The sequence below is a fragment of the Bacillus sp. RIT 809 genome, from assembly GCF_016892495.1.
In the GTDB taxonomy this organism is placed as follows: Bacteria; Bacillota; Bacilli; order Bacillales; family Bacillaceae_G; genus Bacillus_A; species Bacillus_A cereus_U.
Genome location: NZ_JAFEMR010000006.1, coordinates 12947 through 34226, shown reverse-complemented (window position 1 = coordinate 34226; position 21280 = coordinate 12947). Strand labels below are relative to the sequence as shown.

Genomic DNA, 21280 nt, shown 5'->3' with positions numbered 1-21280 from the left:
TTTCTTCACTACATTACAGACAGAAAGGAATCGACAAATTATGAAAAAATACCTTGCCGGTCTTGCGGCAGTGTCTGTAGCAGGAGGAGCAGCCCCTACACTCGATAGTGTTCAAGCTGCCCCTGAACAAAATACACAAAAGGCTGCTACACAAACTGTCCAAGCTTCCGCATCAAACAATTCATCATATACGGTGAATGCTAGCGTGCTACATGTTCGCGCAGGATCAAGTACTTCTCACGACGTCATCTCTCGCGTTTATAATGGTCAATCATTAAACGTAATTGGAGAAGAAAATGGTTGGTTCAAAATTAACCATAATGGACAAACAGGCTATGTTAGTGGCGAATTTGTATCAAAAAATGGTGCAAAAACAAATAACAATGTAAGTACAGGTGGCAACAATAAAGTTACTGCTGATGTATTACGTGTACGTACAGCTCCTAACACTTCTAGTTCTGTTTCAGGACGTGTATATGAAGGACAAACTTTAAACGTAATTGGAGAAGAAAATGGTTGGGTGAAAATCAACCATAACGGACAAACTGGTTATGTTAGTAGCCAATTTGTATCAGGCGCTTCTTCAAATACTGGCTCTACAAGCAATAACAACAATAGTAACAATGAAGCAACTGTTCAACCAGCAAGCGGAAACTATACAGTAAATGTATCTTCCCTTCGCGTTCGTACAGGTCCTAGCACTTCTCATCCAACTGTAGGTTCTGTTAAACAAGGACAAGTAGTACAAGTTGTAGGCGAAGTTCAAGATTGGTTCAAAATCAATTACGCAGGACAAACAGCTTACTTAAGCAAAGACTACGTAACAAAAGGTGGTTCTAACGAAAACGTCACTCAAGGTAACAACCAAGAGCAAAATAATAAGCCAGAACAAAATAATAATGGAACTGTTCAAACTGGTGGTACTTACGTCGTTAACGCAACATCTCTACGTGTTCGTACAGGCCCTGCTGCTTACCATAGTGTAATTGGCGGCGTGTTAAATGGTACAACATTAAACGTAGTTGGATCTGAAAACGGCTGGTTTAAAGTAAACTACCAAGGAAAAACAGGCTATGTTAGTAGCGAATTTGTAAAATTCGTTAAAGGTGGCACGGCTACTCCTGAACAACCGAAACAACCAGATCAGCCGAAACAACCTGATCAAGGTGCAATTGGCGACTACTACATTAATGCTTCTGCACTAAATGTACGTAGCGGCGAAGGTACAAATTATAGAATCATAGGCGCACTTCCACAAGGACAGAAGGTTCAAGTAATCTCTGAAAACTCTGGATGGAGCAAAATTAACTACAACGGTCAAACTGGTTACATCGGAACACGTTTCCTATCTAAAACACCAGTTGGCGGCGCAGTAGATAATAAGCCTAACGACAATCAAAATAACAACAACAATAACACTAATAATAGCGGTGACAGTTCTTCTCTACTTGCATACGCGAAATCTATGCAAGGCGTACCATACGTTTGGGGCGGTACTTCTGCTAACGGTGTTGACTGCAGTGGTTACATCTACCACGTATTTAAGAAATTTGGTCATAACATTAGCCGTCAAAGTGTTGCTGGATATTGGAGCAGCTTACCACAAACTTCAAGTCCACAACCTGGAGACTTAATTTATTTCAAAGACACTTATAAAGCAGGTCCTTCTCACATGGGTATCTACCTTGGGGGCGGATCATTTATCCAATCTGGAGATAAAGGTGTAGCAATCGCTTCATTAAACAATTCTTATTGGAAAAGCCATTTCTTAGGGTATACGAAAGCACCTTAAGTTATAGTTTCAGAGCCTTCTAGTTTACTAGAGGGCTCTTTTTATTATGTGTTCCCTATATCCCCCTCCTTTTACTCTCTATCCATGAAAAAATAATGTATCCATTTTCCTATTTCGTACACTATATTCCATGAAAATTGTCCAAAACGTTATCATAATGAATATATTTCCACAAAAAACATAACCTATTTCATGTCAATTCATTTCATATGTGTTTTTTCAAAGAATTTTCTTTTTATTTAAACTTTTCGTTAGACGTTTGACCTCAGATGTCCATTATGATAAGTTACTTAAGATGTTATATTCGCAAAAGTATAGACAACTGGTTTATACACTTTTTTACTATGAGGAAGGAGCATACACTGCATGAATATTTTATGGGGAATTGGCGGCGTGATTGGAGTATTAGCAATCGCTTTCTTATTATCTTCCAACCGCAAAGCTATTAATTGGCGCACAATTTTAATCGCGCTAGCATTACAAATGACATTTTCATTTATTGTATTACGATGGGATGCTGGAAAAGCAGGCTTAAAAATTGCTGCTGACGGTGTTCAAGGATTAATCAATTTTTCTTACGAGGGAATTAGGTTCGTTGCTGGGGATTTAGTCAACGCAAAAGGACCTTGGGGATTTATCTTCGTTATTCAAGCACTACTTCCAATTGTATTTATTAGTTCATTAGTTGCAATCTTATATTACTTAGGTATTATGCAGAAATTAGTTAGTTTCATTGGTGGTGCATTAAGTAAACTTCTTGGAACTTCTAAGGCAGAAAGCTTAAATGCAGTAACGACTGTATTTTTAGGACAAACAGAAGCACCAATTTTAATTAAACCTTACTTAGCACGTTTAACTAACAGTGAGTTCTTCACTATTATGGTAAGTGGTATGACAGCTGTTGCCGGATCGGTTCTTGTCGGCTATGCAGCGATGGGCATTCCGTTAGAGCATTTATTAGCAGCAGCAATTATGGCAGCTCCATCAAGTTTATTAATTGCAAAATTAATTATGCCAGAAACAGAAAAAGTAGATAATAACGTTGAACTTTCTACAGAACGTGAAGATGCGAACGTTATTGACGCAGCTGCACGCGGTGCATCTGAAGGTATGCAACTTGTTATTAACGTAGCAGCAATGTTAATGGCTTTCATCGCATTAATCGCTTTATTAAATGGCCTATTAGGATTGGTTGGTTCTTGGTTCGATATTAAACTTAGCCTTGATTTAATCTTCGGTTACTTACTATCACCATTTGCAATCTTAATCGGGGTTTCACCAGGTGAAGCCGTGCAAGCAGCAAGTTTCATCGGTCAAAAACTTGCAATCAACGAATTCGTTGCATATGCAAACTTAGGACCACACATGGCAGAGTTATCTGCAAAAACAAATATGATTTTAACATTCGCAATCTGTGGTTTTGCAAACTTCTCTTCTATCGCAATTCAATTAGGTGTAACAGGAACGTTAGCTCCTACTCGCCGTAAACAAATTGCACAATTAGGGATTAAAGCAGTTATCGCTGGTACACTAGCGAACTTCTTAAACGCAGCAGTTGCAGGTATGATGTTCCTATAAATTCATGAAAGCCTCCTTTTTAAAAAGGAGGCTTTTTTATATAGTATAAACATAATTTTTATATATATTAAACCCTTTATGTCTAGATGTATAGACAATATGTTACAATAATTAGTATGTCTGTTTATTTTTTCTTGTACAAGAGGGATACTACTTGATGTCGCTCACTAAAAAAGGACTTCCAGCTACATGGTCCATTTCTTAATAATTGTGCATACTACAAATATCCAGCACGAATTATCTTTAAGGAGGAACGTTTCGTGAAAGATAAGTCCTATAAAGTCCTCTCTATGTGGATTTTACAAATTTTATTTTATTTTACTACTGTACATGTGACGAAATATGAGCACGCGCTCATTTTTACAATTATATATGTCATCATAAATGTACTATTCCTATTTTTAGCTGATAAAACAGCATTTATTTTCTTCATACTGGGAACCATTATTTCAGTATTCTATTTATTTTATGAAGCATGGCTTCACTTATGGAGTACATCAGATCAATGGGAATATATTATTACCCACTTCCTGATGGCAGCTAACTTCTTCATTGTTTATATTTCAACCCATCTATTAAAAAAGGTTATCCTTAAAAATAAAGAGTTAACTGAACGAGTGAGAGTGCTTGAGCAATACATTGGAGAATCAAAATTATTAACAAGACAAGAATTCGAAAGACGACAAGCATTATTAACAACTGCGATGAATCGTCGTAATGAAACAGGCATTATCATTTTCTTCGATTTCACTTCCTTTAGTAAATATACGAAGGAAAGCGTCATGGATCGTGTAGCTTCATTATTAGTTGATACAGTCAGAACTGACTTTGACCTTGCTGCTGAATATGACAGCAACACATTAGTCATTTTATTACAAAATACAAATGAAGCCGGTGCTGACATTGTAATGAACCGTCTACATCCAAAAATGAAGCAATGGCTTGCTGCTGAAGCAATTCAAGATATTAAAATAAAACGAGAACAAATCAATACAAAAGGACATACCCCACTATGATGACACTCGTTATGCTTCTTTTATTTATTTTGTTTTGTGTACTTGTTTTCTGGATCAGCATCACATTTTCAATTAAATATGTATTGATTTTTACGGCCTTTCTATTCTCTGGTTTACTCGTTTATTACTCTTTCTTAACAATTGCAGGCTTAATTCATCGAAATAGTAAACGAAAAGATCGTACGCTAGAACATTATCCAAGTGTAGATATTTTAATACCTGCCCATAATGAAGGGGTTGTTATTAAAGATACCTTGGAAGCGATGGCAAAGATTGAATACCCAGGCAAACTAAACGTTTATTTATTAAACGATAACTCTCAAGATGAAACACCTGAAATTGGCGATGATTTCGACAGAGCTTATGCTCATATTCATCACATTCGTGTACCACCTGGCGAACCGAAAGGAAAATCGCGTGTATTAAACTACGGCCTTAGCATTTCGGATGGTGAATATTTCTGTGTTTACGATGCAGATAATCAACCTGAACCACATGCACTGCGAATGCTCGTAGAACATGCTGAAACAACAAAGGATGCCGTTGGAGCAGTTGGACACGTTCGTACAGTAAATGAAAAAAGAAATTGGCTTACACGAATGATTTCATTAGAATTTCAGATTTTCCAGCTCCTTATGCAATCTGGACGCTGGCTATTATTCCAAACAGGTTCACTAACCGGAACAAATATGCTTCTTCGTCGTTCCGCATTAGAAGAACTTGGCGGCTATGACCCTTATGCAATCGCAGAGGATGCCGAATTAACATTAAGAATTACCCAAAAGGGCTATCTCTTACCAATCGTCCCGGAATCGATTACATGGGAACAAGAACCTGAGCATTTAAACATTCTTATTAAACAGCGTACACGTTGGCTTCAAGGAAACTTATACATTTTAGAAAAAATGTTTTCTTCGTTAAGCTTCTTTAAAGGGAAACTTCTCGTCCATTCCTTACAACAAGTTTTAGTGTATGTCGTATTTTGGCTATTCCTAATCATTTCAAACGTTTGGTTTGTAATTGGACTGCTCGGCATATTCCAAATTCAATATAGCATTCCATTACTATTTATGTGGTATGTCGCATATATTACATATGTTTCTCAATTATTTAGTGCCCAGAGCGTCGAACGAACCTTTACACCGACCAACATTTTCATAAGCGTCATTATGTACTTTACGTACGCACAGCTCTTTACGTATTTGTTTATTCGCAGTCTCATTCTTTACTTACGCGCAAAGAGCAAGAAACAAGTAATTGGTTGGGATAAAACAGTACGATTTAAAAAAGAAAAATAGATTTCATTAAAAAATAAGCACAGAGCGCCGTATGCTCTGTGCTTATTTTTTACCGTAATACTATATATCAGACAATACCCCTTAGCAGAAAGTTATTTCACGTCCATCCCCCAACGAACGATCGACCTTCATTTATATACGAAAAAGTGATTGCTATTTTTGTAGAACCAATTGCTTCTCTTGATGCTCTTTACGAGTTTCAGTCTTCGGTTCCGTGCTTTCTTGGGCATTTCGATGTGCCACACGTTTCAAGCAAATATGCTTCCACTTTCTTTCGTAACGTTTCATTATTCTAGTTGTCCCCCTTGAATGCGATTTAAAACTATTTGAAATCGCTTACAGGAAATAATATAGCACATATACATAAAAGTGACAACACATTTCCGACATATTTTTGTCACAAATATGAATATAATGTGTAAAATATCGGATATTGTCGAACTATATCGATTTTTCTTTTTAAATTACCGATATCTATAGTATTCCGCAACAAAGTAATGCTTTTCCTACAATAGTATAGAACAGTGAAAAAGGACTGCCGACATTCGACAGTCCTAATACTATTTATATATGCAGAATTTTTTTCTTCTATTATTAATGTTGTTTCATACGTCCTTCTTTTTGCAGTTCTTTAAACAACGCTGCAATCATAAAGAAAATAACAAATACAAATGGGAATGCCGCAATAATCGACGCAGTTTGCAGCGCCTCTAATCCACCGACATACAATAAGGTCGAAGCTATCGCCGCTAGAACAATACCCCAAACCATTTTGATGCGATTTGGTGGGTTTAAGCTACCATGTGTCGTTAACATCGCTAGAACAAACGTAGCAGAGTCTGCCGATGTAATAAAGAATGTTGAAATAAGTAAAATAGCTAACACACATAAAGCCGGGCCCATACTACCCATCTGGTCTAACATAGCAAACAATCCTACTTCTGTGCCCATTTCTTTAATTTGACCATATATATTCGCCCCGTCGAACAATTCCATATGAATACCTGTTCCTCCGAAAACAGAGAACCAAAGCGCACCAATTACTGTTGGTACGAGTAACACACCAATAACAAATTCACGAATTGTACGCCCGCGTGACACACGAGCAATAAACGTACCTACGAATGGTGACCATGCAATCCACCATGCCCAGTAGAAAATTGTCCATGACTGAATCCATTGATTTCCGCCTTCATTTAATGGACTTAAACGGAAACTCATACTTGGTAATTCTTGAATGTATGATCCGATTGTTGAAGTGAAATAATTCATAATAAAGTTTGTTGGACCTGCAAATAATACAATTATCATAAGTGCAAACGCTAAAATAATATTCGCATTACTTAAATATTTAATTCCTTTATCGAGTCCCGTTTGTGCAGATAGCATATAAAGAACAGTTACAATTCCGATGATTACTAACTGTGTCGGTAATGAGTTTGGAATGGATGTTAAATAACTAACACCACCCGCAATTTGCTTTGCCCCAAGTCCTAATGATGTCGCCACACCAAATACTGTCGCAAATACAGCTAGAACATCAAACATATGTGCAATACGGCCATGTTCACCGCCTTTAAATAGTGGACCCACTGTCGCACTAATTGTACTTGCTCTTCCTTTTCTAAATGTAAAATACGCAATACATAATGCTACAAGTGCATATAATCCCCACGGATGTAATCCCCAATGGAAAAATGAGAAACGAAGTGCAAGACGTGCACTCTCTTCAGTCGCACCCTCTCCAAACGGAGGTGTGTATAAATGATTCAATGGTTCTGCAACGCCCCAGAAAACCAAACCGATTCCCATACCGGCACTAAATAACATAGCAAACCATGTCATATAACTATAATCAGGTTCATCATCATCTTTACCTAAACGAATCGAACCGTACTTAGAAACAATTAAGAAAGTAGCAATTCCTAAGAAAATAGAAACGGAAATAATATAAAACCATCCAAACTTACTAACTAACGCAGCTTGAATTGCAGTCGTTACATTTCCTAAGCTACCTTTTCCAATAATAGATTCGGGAATAATCCCCCAAAGTGTAAATGTAATACATAATGTTAATGAGACAATAAATGTTTTCGTCAGTTTCCTCATCAAATCCCCCTTCGTATGTTTCATTTCTTGTAAATATCATAAATTCCGATGTGTTAAATCGGATAGAAAACCATAGTTTTTTGTGGTGATTTTCTTTCGGCTCTCTCAAGTTTGCCTTCACCAATTAGAGTTCTTGTGGACAGCCTTACCTTCCGTACAACCTTTTCACTCTGCAAGAGCTACAAGATTGGAATACTACTGTCAAATTGTGTGAGAAAAATGCGGATGGGAAGAGATTTTCCCAAAAAAGGATGTGTTACAGTTTTAAAAAAGGGCAGATTTATTCTTTATAACCCTTTCTTCTTGTAACAATTATGCGGTTTTTTTGCTAGTATATAGCGCGTGTTTATAACTTCACAAACGAGATGTTTATGTTTATATAACTATATTACCCATAAAACGGTAAAATACTCAAGGAATGTAACTGTATAGTAATCATTTCGTAACACTTTAGCAATACTTTTATCTCCACTGAAAAAAATGTTGTAGTAAAAATTTTGACTATAACTATAAACCTACTAAAAGTACGGAGTGAAAAACGCTTTCCTCTAATTCTAGCTATATTACAAATTGTTAACGACTTATTACGAATGGTTTGTAATTGTGTGTTTTCCCAAAATCCGAAAAAATCTGTTGCTATAATGAGGACACGAAAACAAACGCAATGGAGGCTATCATGAAAAAATTAATTGGAATAGCAACAGCAGCAGTTTTTGGTCTTGGGATTTTCACCGCATCTGCTAACGCAGAAACTGTTGTAAAAACAGACGTACTAAATGTACGAGAAAACCCTACTACTGAATCAAAAGTTGTCGGTAAATTACAGAATGGTCATAAATTAGATGTTCTAAATACAGAAAACGGATGGTCACAAATCAAATTAGATGGTAAAGACGCATTCGTAAGTACAGAGTTTACAAAGAACTCTTACTATGTAACAGCTAACGTATTAAATGTACGTGCTGAAGCGAACACAAACTCAGAAATTCTTGGAACGCTTAAGAAAGACGATATGATCGAAACAACGAACCAAGTACAAAATGAGTGGTTACAATTTGAATATAACGGGAAAACGGCTTATGTTCATGTTCCTTTCTTAACAGGTACAGCACCTGTTATCGAGAAACAAGAAACGCCTGCTCCTGCTAAAGCTCAAGCGCCAGCTAAGGCTCAAGCACCTGCACCAGTAAAAACAGCTGCTAAGCCTGCTGTGAAAGCTGCTGAAACTAGCGAACCTTCTAATGGTCGTGAGTTAACAGTTGTAGCTACAGCATATACAGCTCATCCGAGCGAAAACGGTGGCACATACGGCGGCCGTGTATTAACTGCAATGGGTCATGACCTAACAGCGAACCCAAACATGAAAATGATCGCTGTTGACCCGAAAGTAATCCCATTAGGATCTAAAGTATGGGTTGAAGGTTATGGAGAAGCAATCGCTGGTGATACTGGCGGTGCAATTAAAGGTAACCGTATCGACGTTCTACTTGGATCAGATAGCGCTTCTCAAAAATGGGGACGCAAAACTGTTAAAGTGAAAATTTTAAAATAACCAATGAATGCTAAATTACAGCCGGTTCTCTTTATTGAGAGCTGGCTTTTATTTTTTTATAATAGCTATAAGGGGGTTATGTCCATGAATATACAAGCAAAAGTAGACTGGGTCGGTACACCAAAACCGTACATATATAAAGATGATGTAACATATGATGCAATCGCAATTGACTTCTCGCTAACAAACGATGACAATCGCTATAAATTAATTGTGCTCAAGTCTGAAGAAAATACACATTACAAACTCGTACAATACGGAATAAAACCAGGCTCTCAAAAGCCATTCCCTATTGATATTCCATTCGAGCAAAACATGTTACCAATTATAAAACAAATATTACATGATCCATATGTAAAAGCGGTATTACAAGAATCACGCTCTTAATTCCCAAAAAGGATGTTCCTAGTAGGAAAGTTCAACTAGGCAACATCCTTTTTGGGAATCAGAATTTCATTTTTTCTGTTTTGAGCATTTTTTGTTTATAATGGTAAAGGAAAGAAATCTGTGTACGGAGGAATATTATGCTGCAAGACTCAATTACGAAAGATGAAATTATGATGATTGCGAATGAATTCGTTCAAGGGCTTGATCCACAGCAAGTTGCTGATCAGGAGCATGTCGCTACAGCTCGGCACCTATATCGTAGTGGTGTTGTCTATAACGTTGACTTTGATGGCTATACACTATCCGGAACTGTAAATGCTGAAGGCAGTGTATATAGCGTTCACATCCCGATTCGTAATGTCACTGAAAGCTATTGCGATTGCTTCGCGCCAACGCAATGTCAGCATATGCTTGCTGTGTTACTATCTGCAGCTTCTAGTTTTGGGCAGGTAGGAGATGTATTAACTTTATTCAAAAATAATACAAAACCTTCTCTTCCTCCTATTCGAACTGCACGACAAGTATTGCAATCATCAGCTTTTGAAGAAATGGATTATAAAAGTTGGCAAACATACTTTGAAAATGAATATGAATCATTTAAAAAAGAACAAGCGCGGCTCACTTATAAACAAATGTATTTTCTTATGAGTCTTTTTACAGACTTCTATACAAAATTAGAACGGAAAGCTCCGCGCATCGTTGCTATTCATGAATTATTTAAGTTGCACGCGGCACTTTATTGCTTTCAAAAATTATTAGAAGAAATTCAAGAATTTGAAGCAAACAAACTATATTCTTATCACCAACCAGTTAACGTCGTTCGCCTATTCGTTGATAAAGTTGAATCTACCGTTAGGGACCTAAAAACAGAGGCGATTCCAGAAGAATCCAAACCGATTTTACAAGAAACAGCTCGGCTCATACATGAAGCATTCTTCTCTACCGATGCCTATACACAAGAGCGATTCTTCATTTATCGTCACGTATGGGGTGAACTGTTAAGAACAGAAGAGCAGCTACAAGAAGAAGAAAAACGAATCGATGCTAAAATCAATCCACTTTCCAAAGCATTAGCATCTTCTCATCTGCTCTTTTTAAATAATGAAGACTTATCGGCAATGGAATTACTCAAAAAACAGCCTGCTTCTGTTGTGAGCCTTTACTTCTATTGGTTAGAAGAGTTATTAAGTGCGATGCAGTGGGACCGTGCTAAAAGCTGGCTTTCCTTTACTTATAAACAAGTAAAAGAAACGATAACGGAACAAGAGAATACCGTCTTCATACAAGATATCGTTCGATTATTTGTGATGATGTATGAGACATATGCAACGCATACGAATGAACAAGCGGGATTAGAAATGATTTTACAAGAACTATTACCGTATAGTTTCACAAATTATGAACAATACGTACTAGCGAAGAAACAATACCATGCATGGACGGAACTTCAGCTCTTATATGGATTCGAAGTAATCGAACTTTTGAAAGAACCATTGAAAGATATTGAAAAAGAAGCGCCCGAAGCAGCACTTCCTCTTTATCACCATGCCGCAATGGAAGCAATTGAAGAGCGAAATCGCAAATCATATAAACGTGCCGTTCGTTACTTAAAGAAATTACGTATGCTTTATAAACGACTGAAACGAACTGATGAATGGGATGCTTTCATTATTCATATCGCTAACTTACATTCACGTCTGCGTGCACTACAAGAGGAATTACGGAGAGGAAAATTAATCGATGATCATACAAACTGAAGTAACAATTAGGCTCCAGCACGTTAGTCAAGGTTGGTTCCTTTGGGGAGAAGATGATAGCGGTACGCTCTTATCCGTAGCAACTTGGAAAAAAAATGCATTCGCATGGCACTCTACTTCCTTCTACGGAACGTTTTTAAAAGAAGCAACGTATGAGGGAAAACAAGGCGTTATGTTAACGAATGCACAGGCATTTGAATACATCGCAAATAAACCGATGAATTCATTTGCAAATATGCAAATGAACGGTCCTATTACGGCACTTACAAAGGACGCAAGTGAATTATGGGACGCTTTCGTCAGCGGCAGCTTCGCACCTGACATGAAGCATTGGTCTCAGCAGCCATCTTGGAAAGTTCAGAATACCTCAATTGAAGATGACATGTTAGCATCGCTTTTCTCTGCCGCTGTGAACGAAAGTATTTTGCAAGATGCTCGCTCAAATGACGGATGGGAAGATGCAAAGAGACTATATGAACATTACGACTTTACGAAAAGGCAATTGGAAGCAGCACTACATGAAGAAGATTGGCTTCGAAAAATTGGTTACATTGAAGATGACCTTCCATTTACAGTCGGCTTAAGACTACAAGAACCGCAAGAAGAACTTGAAATGTGGAAGCTTGAAACAATCGTTACACCAAAACGTGGTGCGCATCGCATATATGTATATGAAAGTATCGATTCCTTGCCAAAACGATGGCACGATTACGAAGAACGGATTCTTGAAACACAAGAAGGATTCAGTAAGCTCGTACCGTGGCTAAAAGAAGACGACAAGTTCCGAGAAGAACTCTTTGAAACGGAAGCTTGGAACTTCTTAACCGAAGCAAGCAATGAATTACTCGCAGCAGGTATTACAATTTTACTACCATCATGGTGGCAAAATTTAAAAGCAACAAAACCAAGGTTACGTGTACAGCTGAAGCAAAGTACAGCACAAACACAGTCTTTCTTCGGTATGAATACGCTCGTTAATTTCGACTGGCGCATTTCAACGGACGGAATTGATTTATCAGAAAGCGAATTTTTCGAACTCGTTGAGCAGAACAAGCGTCTTTTCAATTTAAATGGTCAATGGATGAGACTTGATCCTGCCTTTATTGAAGAAGTAAGAAAACTAATGCACCGTGCCGATAAATATGGACTAGAAATGAAAGACGTGTTGCAGCAACATTTATCTAGCACGGCGGAAACAGAAATTGTAGAAGACGATAGTCCGTTTAGCGATATTGAAATCGAACTAGATGGATATTATGAAGAACTTTTCCAAAAGCTTCTGCACATTGGAGATATTCCAAAAGTAGATACACCATCTTCGCTACAAGCAACACTCCGCCCGTATCAACAACATGGGATTGAATGGTTGCTATACTTACGAAAGCTTGGATTTGGGGCATTATTAGCCGATGATATGGGACTCGGAAAAAGTATTCAAACAATAACTTACTTACTATACGCTAAAGAAAACAATCTCCAAACAGGTCCTGCATTAATTGTGGCACCAACATCAGTCCTTGGAAATTGGCAAAAAGAATTTGAGCGTTTCGCACCAAGTTTACGTGTTCAGTTACACTATGGTAGTAACCGAGCTAAGGATGAGTCATTTAAAGATTTTCTTCAATCAGCAGATGTTATATTAACTTCTTATGCATTAGCTCAGCTTGATGAAGAAGAACTTAGTACGTTATGCTGGGACGCTGTTATTTTAGACGAAGCACAAAATATAAAAAACCCGCATACGAAACAGTCGAAAGCAGTAAGAAACTTACAAGCAAATCATAAAATTGCTTTGACCGGTACACCGATGGAAAACCGACTTGCTGAGCTTTGGTCTATTTTCGACTTTATCAATCATGGGTATCTCGGAAGCTTAGGACAATTCCAGCGCCGCTTCGTCACACCGATTGAAAAGGATCGCGATGAAGGAAAAATCCAGCAAGTTCAGCGGTTTATCTCGCCGTTTTTACTGCGTCGTACGAAGAAAGATCAAACAGTCGCATTAAACTTACCAGATAAACAAGAACAGAAAGCTTATTGTTCACTAACTGGTGAACAGGCTTCCTTATACGAACAACTTGTTCAAGATACATTGCAAAATGTAGAAGGATTAAGCGGAATTGAAAGACGCGGATTTATATTACTTATGCTGAACAAGCTAAAACAAATTTGTAACCATCCAGCCCTTTATTTGAAAGAAGAAGAACCACAAAATATCGTCGAGCGCTCTATGAAAACAAAAACGGTAATGGAGCTCATCGAAAATATAAAAGACCAAAATGAAAGTTGCTTAATCTTCACTCAGTACATTGGCATGGGGAACATGCTAAAAAGTATGTTAGAAGAAACATTTGGTCAGCGCGTCCTCTTCTTAAACGGGAGCGTACCAAAGAAAGAGCGTGACAAGATGATTGAGCAGTTCCAAAACGGAACGTATGATATCTTCATCTTATCGTTAAAGGCCGGCGGAACAGGATTAAACTTAACTGCTGCTAACCATGTCATTCACTATGACCGTTGGTGGAATCCAGCTGTAGAAAACCAAGCAACAGACCGTGCTTATCGCATCGGTCAAAAACGCTTCGTTCACGTTCATAAGCTTATTACAACAGGAACACTTGAAGAGAAAATTGATGAAATGTTAGAACGAAAACAATCATTAAACAACGCCGTCATTACAAGCGATAGTTGGATGACCGAACTATCAACAGACGAACTAAAAGAATTACTTGGCGTATAAAGTGGATAAATGAAAAAGGAGCAAATCTCTAACTGAGATTAGCTCCTTTTTCTATGCCAAAACCAATTGCTTATTATAATTCCTGTTAACCCGCCGCACGTATCAAGCAATGAATCTTGCCACATCGGTGTACGGTCTCCCGTAAACCATTGATGAATTTCATCAAATGTTGCATACCCGGCAACGAAAAGGAGAGCGTATGCAAAGCACCTTTTTCTCGAATAACCCGATCGATGAAAAGCATAATACGTCAATGAACCAAGCATAAAGAACACCATAAAATGAGCACCTTTACGAAGGAAAAACTCAACAAATCCACCTACACCTTTATTTGCGATACTAACAGGCGTACCTCCGCCATAATCGATAGATACCCATGAAAAATGCTCTTTCACAAACTCAACATTTATATATTGCTCAATATCCGAGCGCATATCCTGTTTTTTATATGGCTGTGCTGAAGAATAGAAAATAATCCCCATCCATAGTAATACAGGAATCCAAAATAACCATTTACGATTCATTCTCCCGAAAGCTCCTCTCTTAGTCTTTTAAGAGTACCAAAAAAAAGAAAAAATTTCACGCCAAAACATGACATTTACCCCCTATTTATAAAGTGAAAGGGGGTGATAAACATGGCAGTTGAAACAATCGTAATGGATTTAACTTTACGCCTTGTATTAAACGGAGGATTAGACAAAAACGGTAAAACAATTTTTAAGAACAAGCAGTTCAAACGTGTGAAAACAAATGCAGATTTAGGAAAAGTGCATGAAGTAGCACGCGCTCTTGCTTCACTACAACAATCATCACTTCACGCTGTACAACTTGTAAGCACGTCAGATCTTTCTAACCTGTAATTAAAAAGGAGGGAATAAAGCATGCAAGTACTAGAGTTAGTTTTCGTGAAAGAAGATGGAAAAACAGTTATCTTTTCTATCGATAATCCCATTACACCAGTAAATGAACTAGTCGTAAATCAAGTAATGGATACCATTCTTTCTTCATCTGTATTTTCATCCATTGGTGAAAATACTCGTAAAAAAGGAGCTCGCCTCGTAGAAAAAACTGTATCTGAAGTTCAGATCACTCCGTAAATCAAAAAGGCGAATCTGCATTATTTTGCAGATTCGTCTTTTTTCTTCGGCATTTCAATTGGAATAAAGATGTTTGAAAAACCAACACAAACATACTTATAATTCTCTCCGCCTAAATCAAACTCTGTCGTATATGTTGAGAAGAAAATATAATCATTTCGCTTTGTATAATGTTCGATTAATAATCCAACTTGTGGTTCAACATACTTATTTGCCAATTTCTTTCCCGCTGATGCTAAGTCGCCAAGTATACCCTCTTTATTTTCTTTCTCAACCTCTTCTAACTTCTTACTCACATCATTACGCTTCATAAATTGTTTTGCTGCCCAATCCGTATATTCTCCCTTACCCGGATTACTGTTTGCTAAATAAACTAAGAGAACAACAGCTAGAGCCATAATAATATACTTTTTTTTCATACTATATCACCGCCTACTCTTTTCTATTTTCATATATATGTACAAGCGATGCAAATTAGAAAGACTATCATCTATTGATTGTAAACGAACCGTGAAAATTTACAATACGAAACAAAAGATTAACAACAATTTTACATTATTCGTATATAATTATATTCAGAATACTAATTTTATAAGGGAGGATTTTAGAATCATGAATAATGAAAATGATATTTTTATTTCTAGTTCTACAATGATGCTCGAACCTTGCAAACACCCTTATTACCGGACAAAAATGATCGACAGTAGCGGCAACCCCCTGCACTCTTGCCAAACAGCTATCCAACTCATAAAGAAATCTTGTCTAACACATGTTCATTCTACTTATCAAGGTAGACGTCGTGCAGTCCAAATAAACTTTAAGCTCAAACAAAATGTTCCAATTCCGATTAATCATAAAGAATATATTTGTGCTTTCCCAACAGAATCTCCTTCTTCTCCAAACTGTATTTGGCTGTTCTATAACCATATAGAGGAGATAGAGTTTTCCAAAAAAACTAACAAGGCTAACATTCATTTTTTTAACGGAACTACCATAACAATACAAATAGGTTCTCATAAGTTACAGCAACAATTTTTCAAATCTGGACATATATTATCCCGAATGAACATAAAAGATTCACTACACTTAAAAAACCCCTTGCCACATTTACTGCCTTAATGTAAATAGAATGGAACGCAATATTTCCTTTGCCTTCCATTCTACTTATTGTTCTTATCCCCTTACACTATCTCTCATTTTCTCAAGTGCTTGTCGATATACCCACCTCACTTGATAGTACGTCATCCCCATTTCAGACGCTATCTCCCCCATATTTTTCCCTGAGAAAAATCGCTCTGAAATGATGTGCCTCTCCCTCTCATCTAACACACTCATAAAGTCCTTCGCTCTCGTTCCCGTATCTTCACACTCAAATCGTTCCTCATAATCATCCGTGCATACATACCGCTCTTGCACTACGCATTCTTTCTTCAACCTTTCCAATATATAACCACGTACCGTTACAACCGCATAAGCAGGAAAACTACCTTTCTCCTCCTCATACCTTTCATACGCATGCCAAAGACCAATTAAACCACATTGATAATACTCTTCATAATCTTGGTAAATATGTAACCTCTTTATTTGATTTACAATCATACCTTCATACAAAACAACCGTATCTGTAAAAGTCGCTGGCTTCACACAGTGCCCGTTTCTAAAAGGTATACCTCTTTAGTATTCCGCGGTACCTCTACAATATAAAATGAGAAAGGAAATTTCATTGTGGGTAATTTCAAATAATACTGCCGGAATTTGAAATTACACTAGGCAGTATTTGAAATTCTGCTTGGGGTATTTGAAATAGGGGTAAAAATAAAAAAGATGGCTCTAGGATGAGCCATCTTTTTAATCCAATCATATTATACAGGCATACCTGGTAAAAACGCCGCAATTAACATAACAATTGCCGCTAAGAATACCGCTTTAATAATGAATAAAACGATAATCGGAACAGCTGCTTTCACTTTACTTAATCCAGCTGTAACTTGTAATCCCAACCAAATTAATACTAAATTCCATAAATAGAACAATTCAATCGTATTACCGATTCCATATGCCATTGAACCTTGTTCAAATAATGGCCCCAAGCTTGTATATTGCGTTGCTCCACCATCTAAAATTAAAGCTATAACGCCATTAATAAGTCCACCAAGAATAAGAACAATATTCGTATATATAACAATCGTTAATATTTTTTTATAAGACGTATCATTTCCAAAGAACATCATAAATATTTTATAAATAGCTGCGACAAATAATGCACCAATCATTGCTCCAACAAAACCAGATCCAATCCCATAAATAACTTCTGATGTAATTGAACTCTGACCAGCAAGTTCACCTAATTCTTTCTGCATTTTAATCATTTCAGGTGATGTGTTCACGACATATGTCGTCAAACCACCTACAAGTCCTTGTAACAATGCAACTAGGAAGAACATACCCCAAACTTTCTCACTCGTCTTCATTCGCTCAAATTGTAAGCCTGGAGATGTAATCATTCCAAATAATGACGGCTTCTCTCCACCAACCTTTTGCGTATTCAAATTCGCTTCCATCATAACGCCTCCTTCTATTTATATAACCCGTTCTAACGGGCGGTTCACATCCTCATGCAAGAGGCTACGAACCGCCCACTAGAACGGTAATATGTAGTAGAGAGTTTTCCTCTCTACTACACTAGTAAATTACTCATAACGAAGTGCTTCAATTGGATCTAATTTCGCAGCTTTGTTCGCTGGAATTAATCCGAAGATAATACCTAGTGTCATAGAGAACAATACGCCCCCAACGACAACTTCCCATGAAACGAGCGGTGGCCACTTCGCAAATGTGGAAACGATATATGCCCCGCCATACCCAAGACCAATTCCGATTAAACCACCTAGAAGCGTTAACATAACGGCTTCAATTAAAAACTGTAATAAAATTTTACTACGTGTTGCACCAAGCGCTTTACGTACTCCAATTTCACGCGTACGCTCTGTTACAGATACAAGCATGATATTCATAACGCCGATACCACCAACGACTAGTGAAATACCAGCGATACCGCCGATGATCATCGTCATAATACCTGTCATTTTTGAAATACCTTCTTGAATTTCTTTTAAATTCATAACTTCGTATTTACCAGTTGCATCACTCGGTTTACGACTATTTAAGACATCTGCAGCTTTTTTACCTGCTTTTTCTAGATTATCTACATTTTTTGCTTGAACAGAAATATTTTGAATTTCATCTTTTCCATACAGTGTCGGCCATAATGAAATTGGAACTAGTGCTTCTGATGGTCCCATTCCCATAAACTCGTTATCTGATTTATAGACACCAATAATTTGCATCGGTTGACCTTTCATTTCAATAATTTTACCGACTGGATTGGCATCCTTAAACACCTTTTCTTCCATTTGTTTACTAATCATGACAACGTTATTACCTTGATCCACATCTGATTCTTGTAAAGAACGTCCCTTTAACAACTTTACTTTATTTACTGCAAAGTACTCACTGTCTAATCCAGTAATACTCACCATTTCTATTTTATCTTCAATATCAAGTGGTTCCATACTTGAATTTGTTGTTACAACATGTGCGATATCTGGAATTTTTTTAATTTCAAAAATATCTTCTTCAGTTATCTTCGGTGCTTCTACCATCCCCATACCAAAAGGATCATTCATATCGGCACTATAATGAATCGGAACCGTTTGATTACCTGACCCAACAAATTGAGATTTCAGTGCAGCTTCCCCGCCTTGCCCAATCGCAACGACGGTAATAATAGAGCCTACACCGATAATAATCCCAAGCATCGTCAGAGCTGAGCGTAGTTTATGAGCTAAAATAGAAGATAAGGCAATTTTCATACTATCTAGTAAGCTCATACCGCACACCTTCTATCTTCTGTAATTTTCCCATCCCTTAGTACAATGCGACGAGAAGAATAAGCAGCTACCTCTTCTTCATGCGTAACCATAACAATCGTCGTACCTTCTGCATTGAGCTTCGTGAAAATATCCATAACTTGTGCACCAGACTTCGTATCAAGTGCACCTGTCGGCTCATCGGCCATAATGAACGTCGGATTATTTGCAATCGATCTCGCAATCGCTACACGTTGCTTCTGTCCACCTGATAACTCACTAGGTAAATGGTGTACTCTATCTGATAATCCAACTTTTCCAAGCGCTTCAAGAGCTCTCTGACGACGCTCTGCTTTCTTCACCCCACCGTAGATGAGCGGAAGTTCAACGTTTTCCACTGCGGAAAGACGCGGAAGTAAATTAAAATGCTGGAACACAAAGCCGATATATTCATTACGAATTAAAGCTAGTTTTGACTCGTCTGCTGTTAAGATATTCACATCATTCAGCATATATTCGCCTTCTGTTGGACGATCTAAACAACCGATAATATTCATAAGCGTTGATTTACCAGAACCAGACGGTCCCATAATAGAAACGAACTCACCGCTTTGAATCGTTAAACTAATACCATGTAAAATTGGTACTGCCAATTTACCTTGATAATATGTTTTGGAAATATTGTTTAACGTAATCATTTCTCTTTCACTTCCATTCCGTCATACACGTTGTCGGAAGGATTTTTAACCACCTTTTGCCCCACTGTTGTGCCTTCTACAATCTCTGTCCAGTCTCCATCAGTAGCACCTTTTTTCACATTTTGTTTACGAAGCTTTCCTTTCTCTTCGATATAAACAAATGCATCTTCGCCTTTTTCTACAATGCTCTTAGTTGGAACAGCAATCATCGTTTTATTCTCTAAGCTTACTTGCAGAGAAACGTGATAACCTGGAGATAAACCATCTTGGCTGTCAAGACTTGCTTTATATGTATACTGAGACATATTTTGAGTTCCTTCACCAGCAGCTTGAGCCATCTCTGCACTCGTTGGGAATTCACTTACTTCCGTAATCTTACCTGTCCACTTCTTCTTATTATTTGCTTTCGCAGTTACAGTGAACGTTTGATCTTTTTGAATTTGTGACTTTTGAAGCTCTGTTAAAGTCCCTTGAACTTGGAACGGATCTTTAGAAGCAACTTGCAAGAATGCTTTCCCTTGACCACCTAATGCCTGAGATGAACTTTGTGCTGCATCTTTATCTAACTTTTGAACAACACCCGTAAAGTTACTATAAATCGTAAGTTCTTTCTGCTTTTTATTTAACTCTTCTTTTTGCAACTTCCCTTTTTCTTTCTCAAGATCAGTTGTCTTTTGTGCCATTTCTAACTCACTTACTTGCTCTTCCATTGGGTCTGTTACTTCTTTTCCAGCCCCACTATCTTTTACCTTCTTAATTTCTTTCTTCAATGAATCAATCTTCTTTTTCCCTTGATCATAACGCATATCAGCCATCTTCTGATCAAGATCAGCTTGCTTCATTTGAAGATTAATTTCTTCATTATCATAAGAGAATAATTTCGTTCCTTTTTCTACTTCTTGTCCTTCTTTCACTGCAATATCTTTCACTTTTCCTTTAGTCGGATCCGCATAGAAACTTTCAATATTTCCTGGCTTCACTTGACCAGAAATTAATTTCGTATTATTAAGCTTACGCTCTGTCACTTTCTCAAAACTTACAGCATCTGTCTTCGCCGTACCTTTCTTCTTACCTTGCATTACAAAAATATTAACTGCTGCAACAATAACAATTAGTGCAATAACTCCGATAATAATCCATTTCTTCTTCTTGTTTGGAGTACGAACCGTATTTGGTAACATATTCTCGCTCCTTTTTATATCTTATAGTTTAATAGATATTTAATTATATAAAACTTTCTGAAAATAAGAGTTCCACTTACATTGTTACACTCATTTTACAAAGTTTTACACAATCATTTATATTGTAACAAAAATACCAATGATTAGAAATATGACATCCTATCTTTTAAGATAGTTTTAAGGAAAAGAAAAATCCAATTTAAATT

20 protein-coding genes are annotated in these 21280 nt (G+C 37.2%); 11 read left to right on the top strand and 9 right to left on the bottom strand.

Translation table 11 applies throughout. From position 1 onward, the window contains the following. Positions 1-40: 40 nt before the first annotated feature. The 4 genes from JTF23_RS08540 (at position 41) to JTF23_RS08525 (ending at position 5684) form a co-directional block, all read left to right on the top strand. On the top strand, positions 41-1792 hold the full coding sequence (locus JTF23_RS08540; RefSeq protein ID WP_204208515.1) for a C40 family peptidase: 1752 nt from the start codon (positions 41-43) through the stop codon (positions 1790-1792). A gap of 366 nt (positions 1793-2158) precedes the next feature. Next, positions 2159-3370, top strand: a complete 1212-nt coding sequence (locus JTF23_RS08535) for a NupC/NupG family nucleoside CNT transporter (protein WP_204208514.1) — start codon at positions 2159-2161, stop codon at positions 3368-3370. A gap of 260 nt (positions 3371-3630) precedes the next feature. Then, positions 3631-4386 carry a diguanylate cyclase domain-containing protein gene (locus tag JTF23_RS08530; protein WP_204208513.1) on the top strand — a complete coding sequence of 252 codons (756 nt, stop codon included), beginning with the start codon at positions 3631-3633 and terminating at the stop codon, positions 4384-4386. Beyond that, positions 4383-5684: a glycosyltransferase family 2 protein gene (locus JTF23_RS08525; RefSeq protein ID WP_204208512.1), complete on the top strand. Its 1302-nt coding sequence runs from the start codon at positions 4383-4385 to the stop codon at positions 5682-5684. The genes JTF23_RS08530 and JTF23_RS08525 overlap by 4 nt, the downstream gene beginning before the upstream one ends. 153 nt (positions 5685-5837) lie before the next feature. Here JTF23_RS08525 and JTF23_RS28105 read toward each other — a convergent pair whose 3' ends face one another. Beyond that, on the bottom strand, positions 5838-5972 hold the full coding sequence (locus JTF23_RS28105; RefSeq protein ID WP_002068447.1) for a hypothetical protein: 135 nt from the start codon (positions 5970-5972) through the stop codon (positions 5838-5840). 306 nt (positions 5973-6278) lie between these two features. Beyond that, positions 6279-7793: a glycine betaine transporter OpuD gene (opuD, locus tag JTF23_RS08520; protein ID WP_204208511.1), complete on the bottom strand. Its 1515-nt coding sequence runs from the start codon at positions 7791-7793 to the stop codon at positions 6279-6281. Positions 7794-8469: 676 nt separating this feature from the next. On the opposite strand from opuD, the gene JTF23_RS08515 reads away from it, so the two are divergent. The 4 genes from JTF23_RS08515 to JTF23_RS08500 all read left to right on the top strand — a co-directional run bounded on the left by JTF23_RS08515 (position 8470) and on the right by JTF23_RS08500 (position 14229). Beyond that, positions 8470-9345, top strand: a complete 876-nt coding sequence (locus tag JTF23_RS08515) for a cell wall-binding protein EntA (protein WP_016106657.1) — start codon at positions 8470-8472, stop codon at positions 9343-9345. 84 nt (positions 9346-9429) lie between these two features. Next, positions 9430-9732, top strand: coding sequence for a DUF3910 family protein (locus JTF23_RS08510; RefSeq protein ID WP_199715268.1), 303 nt, complete (start codon positions 9430-9432; stop codon positions 9730-9732). A 137-nt stretch (positions 9733-9869) separates the two neighbouring features. Continuing rightward, positions 9870-11489: an SWIM zinc finger family protein gene (locus JTF23_RS08505; RefSeq protein ID WP_204208510.1), complete on the top strand. Its 1620-nt coding sequence runs from the start codon at positions 9870-9872 to the stop codon at positions 11487-11489. Further along, entirely contained in the window at positions 11473-14229 is a 2757-nt protein-coding gene (locus JTF23_RS08500) for a DEAD/DEAH box helicase (RefSeq protein WP_016106660.1), read from the top strand. Before JTF23_RS08505 ends, JTF23_RS08500 begins: the two co-directional genes overlap by 17 nt. A 38-nt stretch (positions 14230-14267) precedes the next feature. Here JTF23_RS08500 and JTF23_RS08495 read toward each other — a convergent pair whose 3' ends face one another. Further along, entirely contained in the window at positions 14268-14753 is a 486-nt protein-coding gene (locus JTF23_RS08495) for a VanZ family protein (protein WP_002068432.1), read from the bottom strand. Between the two features lie 111 nt (positions 14754-14864). Between JTF23_RS08495 and JTF23_RS08490 the strand changes: the two genes are divergently transcribed. After that, positions 14865-15089 carry a DUF1659 domain-containing protein gene (locus JTF23_RS08490; RefSeq protein ID WP_204208509.1) on the top strand — a complete coding sequence of 75 codons (225 nt, stop codon included), beginning with the start codon at positions 14865-14867 and terminating at the stop codon, positions 15087-15089. A gap of 21 nt (positions 15090-15110) precedes the next feature. Next, the gene (locus JTF23_RS08485) at positions 15111-15326 is read left to right on the top strand and encodes a DUF2922 domain-containing protein (RefSeq protein WP_204208508.1); all 216 of its coding nucleotides are present in this window, start codon (positions 15111-15113) and stop codon (positions 15324-15326) included. A 20-nt stretch (positions 15327-15346) separates the two neighbouring features. Here the strand turns inward: JTF23_RS08485 and JTF23_RS08480 are convergent, their stop codons facing one another. Beyond that, positions 15347-15745: a DUF4359 domain-containing protein gene (locus tag JTF23_RS08480; protein ID WP_002034805.1), complete on the bottom strand. Its 399-nt coding sequence runs from the start codon at positions 15743-15745 to the stop codon at positions 15347-15349. Positions 15746-15938: 193 nt separating this feature from the next. Here JTF23_RS08480 and JTF23_RS08475 point away from each other — a divergent pair, with 193 nt between their 5' ends. Beyond that, entirely contained in the window at positions 15939-16445 is a 507-nt protein-coding gene (locus JTF23_RS08475) for a competence protein ComK (RefSeq protein WP_088099696.1), read from the top strand. A gap of 54 nt (positions 16446-16499) precedes the next feature. Here JTF23_RS08475 and JTF23_RS08470 read toward each other — a convergent pair whose 3' ends face one another. The 5 genes from JTF23_RS08470 to JTF23_RS08450 form a co-directional block, all read right to left on the bottom strand. Next, the gene (locus JTF23_RS08470; RefSeq protein ID WP_204208507.1) at positions 16500-16970 is read right to left on the bottom strand and encodes a sigma-70 family RNA polymerase sigma factor; all 471 of its coding nucleotides are present in this window, start codon (positions 16968-16970) and stop codon (positions 16500-16502) included. Positions 16971-17188: 218 nt separating this feature from the next. Beyond that, a complete protein-coding gene (gene yknW / locus JTF23_RS08465) occupies positions 17189-17887 on the bottom strand; it encodes a YknW family membrane protein (RefSeq protein WP_204208506.1) in 699 nt (232 codons plus the stop codon). 129 nt (positions 17888-18016) lie between these two features. After that, positions 18017-19216 carry an ABC transporter permease gene (locus JTF23_RS08460; protein ID WP_204208505.1) on the bottom strand — a complete coding sequence of 400 codons (1200 nt, stop codon included), beginning with the start codon at positions 19214-19216 and terminating at the stop codon, positions 18017-18019. Beyond that, complete coding sequence (locus JTF23_RS08455; protein WP_002159820.1) at positions 19213-19893, bottom strand: ABC transporter ATP-binding protein; 681 nt, start codon at positions 19891-19893, stop codon at positions 19213-19215. Before JTF23_RS08455 ends, JTF23_RS08460 begins: the two co-directional genes overlap by 4 nt. Beyond that, on the bottom strand, positions 19890-21074 hold the full coding sequence (locus JTF23_RS08450; protein WP_016093602.1) for an efflux RND transporter periplasmic adaptor subunit: 1185 nt from the start codon (positions 21072-21074) through the stop codon (positions 19890-19892). Before JTF23_RS08450 ends, JTF23_RS08455 begins: the two co-directional genes overlap by 4 nt. Positions 21075-21280: the final 206 nt, after the last annotated feature.

Bases quoted from the DNA above. Each gene is read 5' to 3' on its own strand.
- JTF23_RS08535 (WP_204208514.1), top strand. From the start codon at position 2,159: ATGAATATTTTATGGGGAATTGGCGGCGTGATTGGAGTATTAGCAATC.
- opuD (WP_204208511.1), bottom strand. From the start codon at position 7,793: ATGAGGAAACTGACGAAAACATTTATTGTCTCATTAACATTATGTATT.
- JTF23_RS08525 (WP_204208512.1), top strand. From the start codon at position 4,383: ATGATGACACTCGTTATGCTTCTTTTATTTATTTTGTTTTGTGTACTT.
- JTF23_RS08515 (WP_016106657.1), top strand. From the start codon at position 8,470: ATGAAAAAATTAATTGGAATAGCAACAGCAGCAGTTTTTGGTCTTGGG.
- JTF23_RS08450 (WP_016093602.1), bottom strand. From the start codon at position 21,074: ATGTTACCAAATACGGTTCGTACTCCAAACAAGAAGAAGAAATGGATT.
- yknW (WP_204208506.1), bottom strand. From the start codon at position 17,887: ATGGAAGCGAATTTGAATACGCAAAAGGTTGGTGGAGAGAAGCCGTCA.
- JTF23_RS08485 (WP_204208508.1), top strand. From the start codon at position 15,111: ATGCAAGTACTAGAGTTAGTTTTCGTGAAAGAAGATGGAAAAACAGTT.
- JTF23_RS08490 (WP_204208509.1), top strand. From the start codon at position 14,865: ATGGCAGTTGAAACAATCGTAATGGATTTAACTTTACGCCTTGTATTA.
- JTF23_RS08455 (WP_002159820.1), bottom strand. From the start codon at position 19,893: ATGATTACGTTAAACAATATTTCCAAAACATATTATCAAGGTAAATTG.
- JTF23_RS08495 (WP_002068432.1), bottom strand. From the start codon at position 14,753: ATGAATCGTAAATGGTTATTTTGGATTCCTGTATTACTATGGATGGGG.
- JTF23_RS08500 (WP_016106660.1), top strand. From the start codon at position 11,473: ATGATCATACAAACTGAAGTAACAATTAGGCTCCAGCACGTTAGTCAA.
- JTF23_RS08510 (WP_199715268.1), top strand. From the start codon at position 9,430: ATGAATATACAAGCAAAAGTAGACTGGGTCGGTACACCAAAACCGTAC.
- JTF23_RS08505 (WP_204208510.1), top strand. From the start codon at position 9,870: ATGCTGCAAGACTCAATTACGAAAGATGAAATTATGATGATTGCGAAT.
- JTF23_RS08475 (WP_088099696.1), top strand. From the start codon at position 15,939: ATGAATAATGAAAATGATATTTTTATTTCTAGTTCTACAATGATGCTC.
- JTF23_RS08460 (WP_204208505.1), bottom strand. From the start codon at position 19,216: ATGAGCTTACTAGATAGTATGAAAATTGCCTTATCTTCTATTTTAGCT.
- JTF23_RS08540 (WP_204208515.1), top strand. From the start codon at position 41: ATGAAAAAATACCTTGCCGGTCTTGCGGCAGTGTCTGTAGCAGGAGGA.
- JTF23_RS28105 (WP_002068447.1), bottom strand. From the start codon at position 5,972: ATGAAACGTTACGAAAGAAAGTGGAAGCATATTTGCTTGAAACGTGTG.
- JTF23_RS08480 (WP_002034805.1), bottom strand. From the start codon at position 15,745: ATGAAAAAAAAGTATATTATTATGGCTCTAGCTGTTGTTCTCTTAGTT.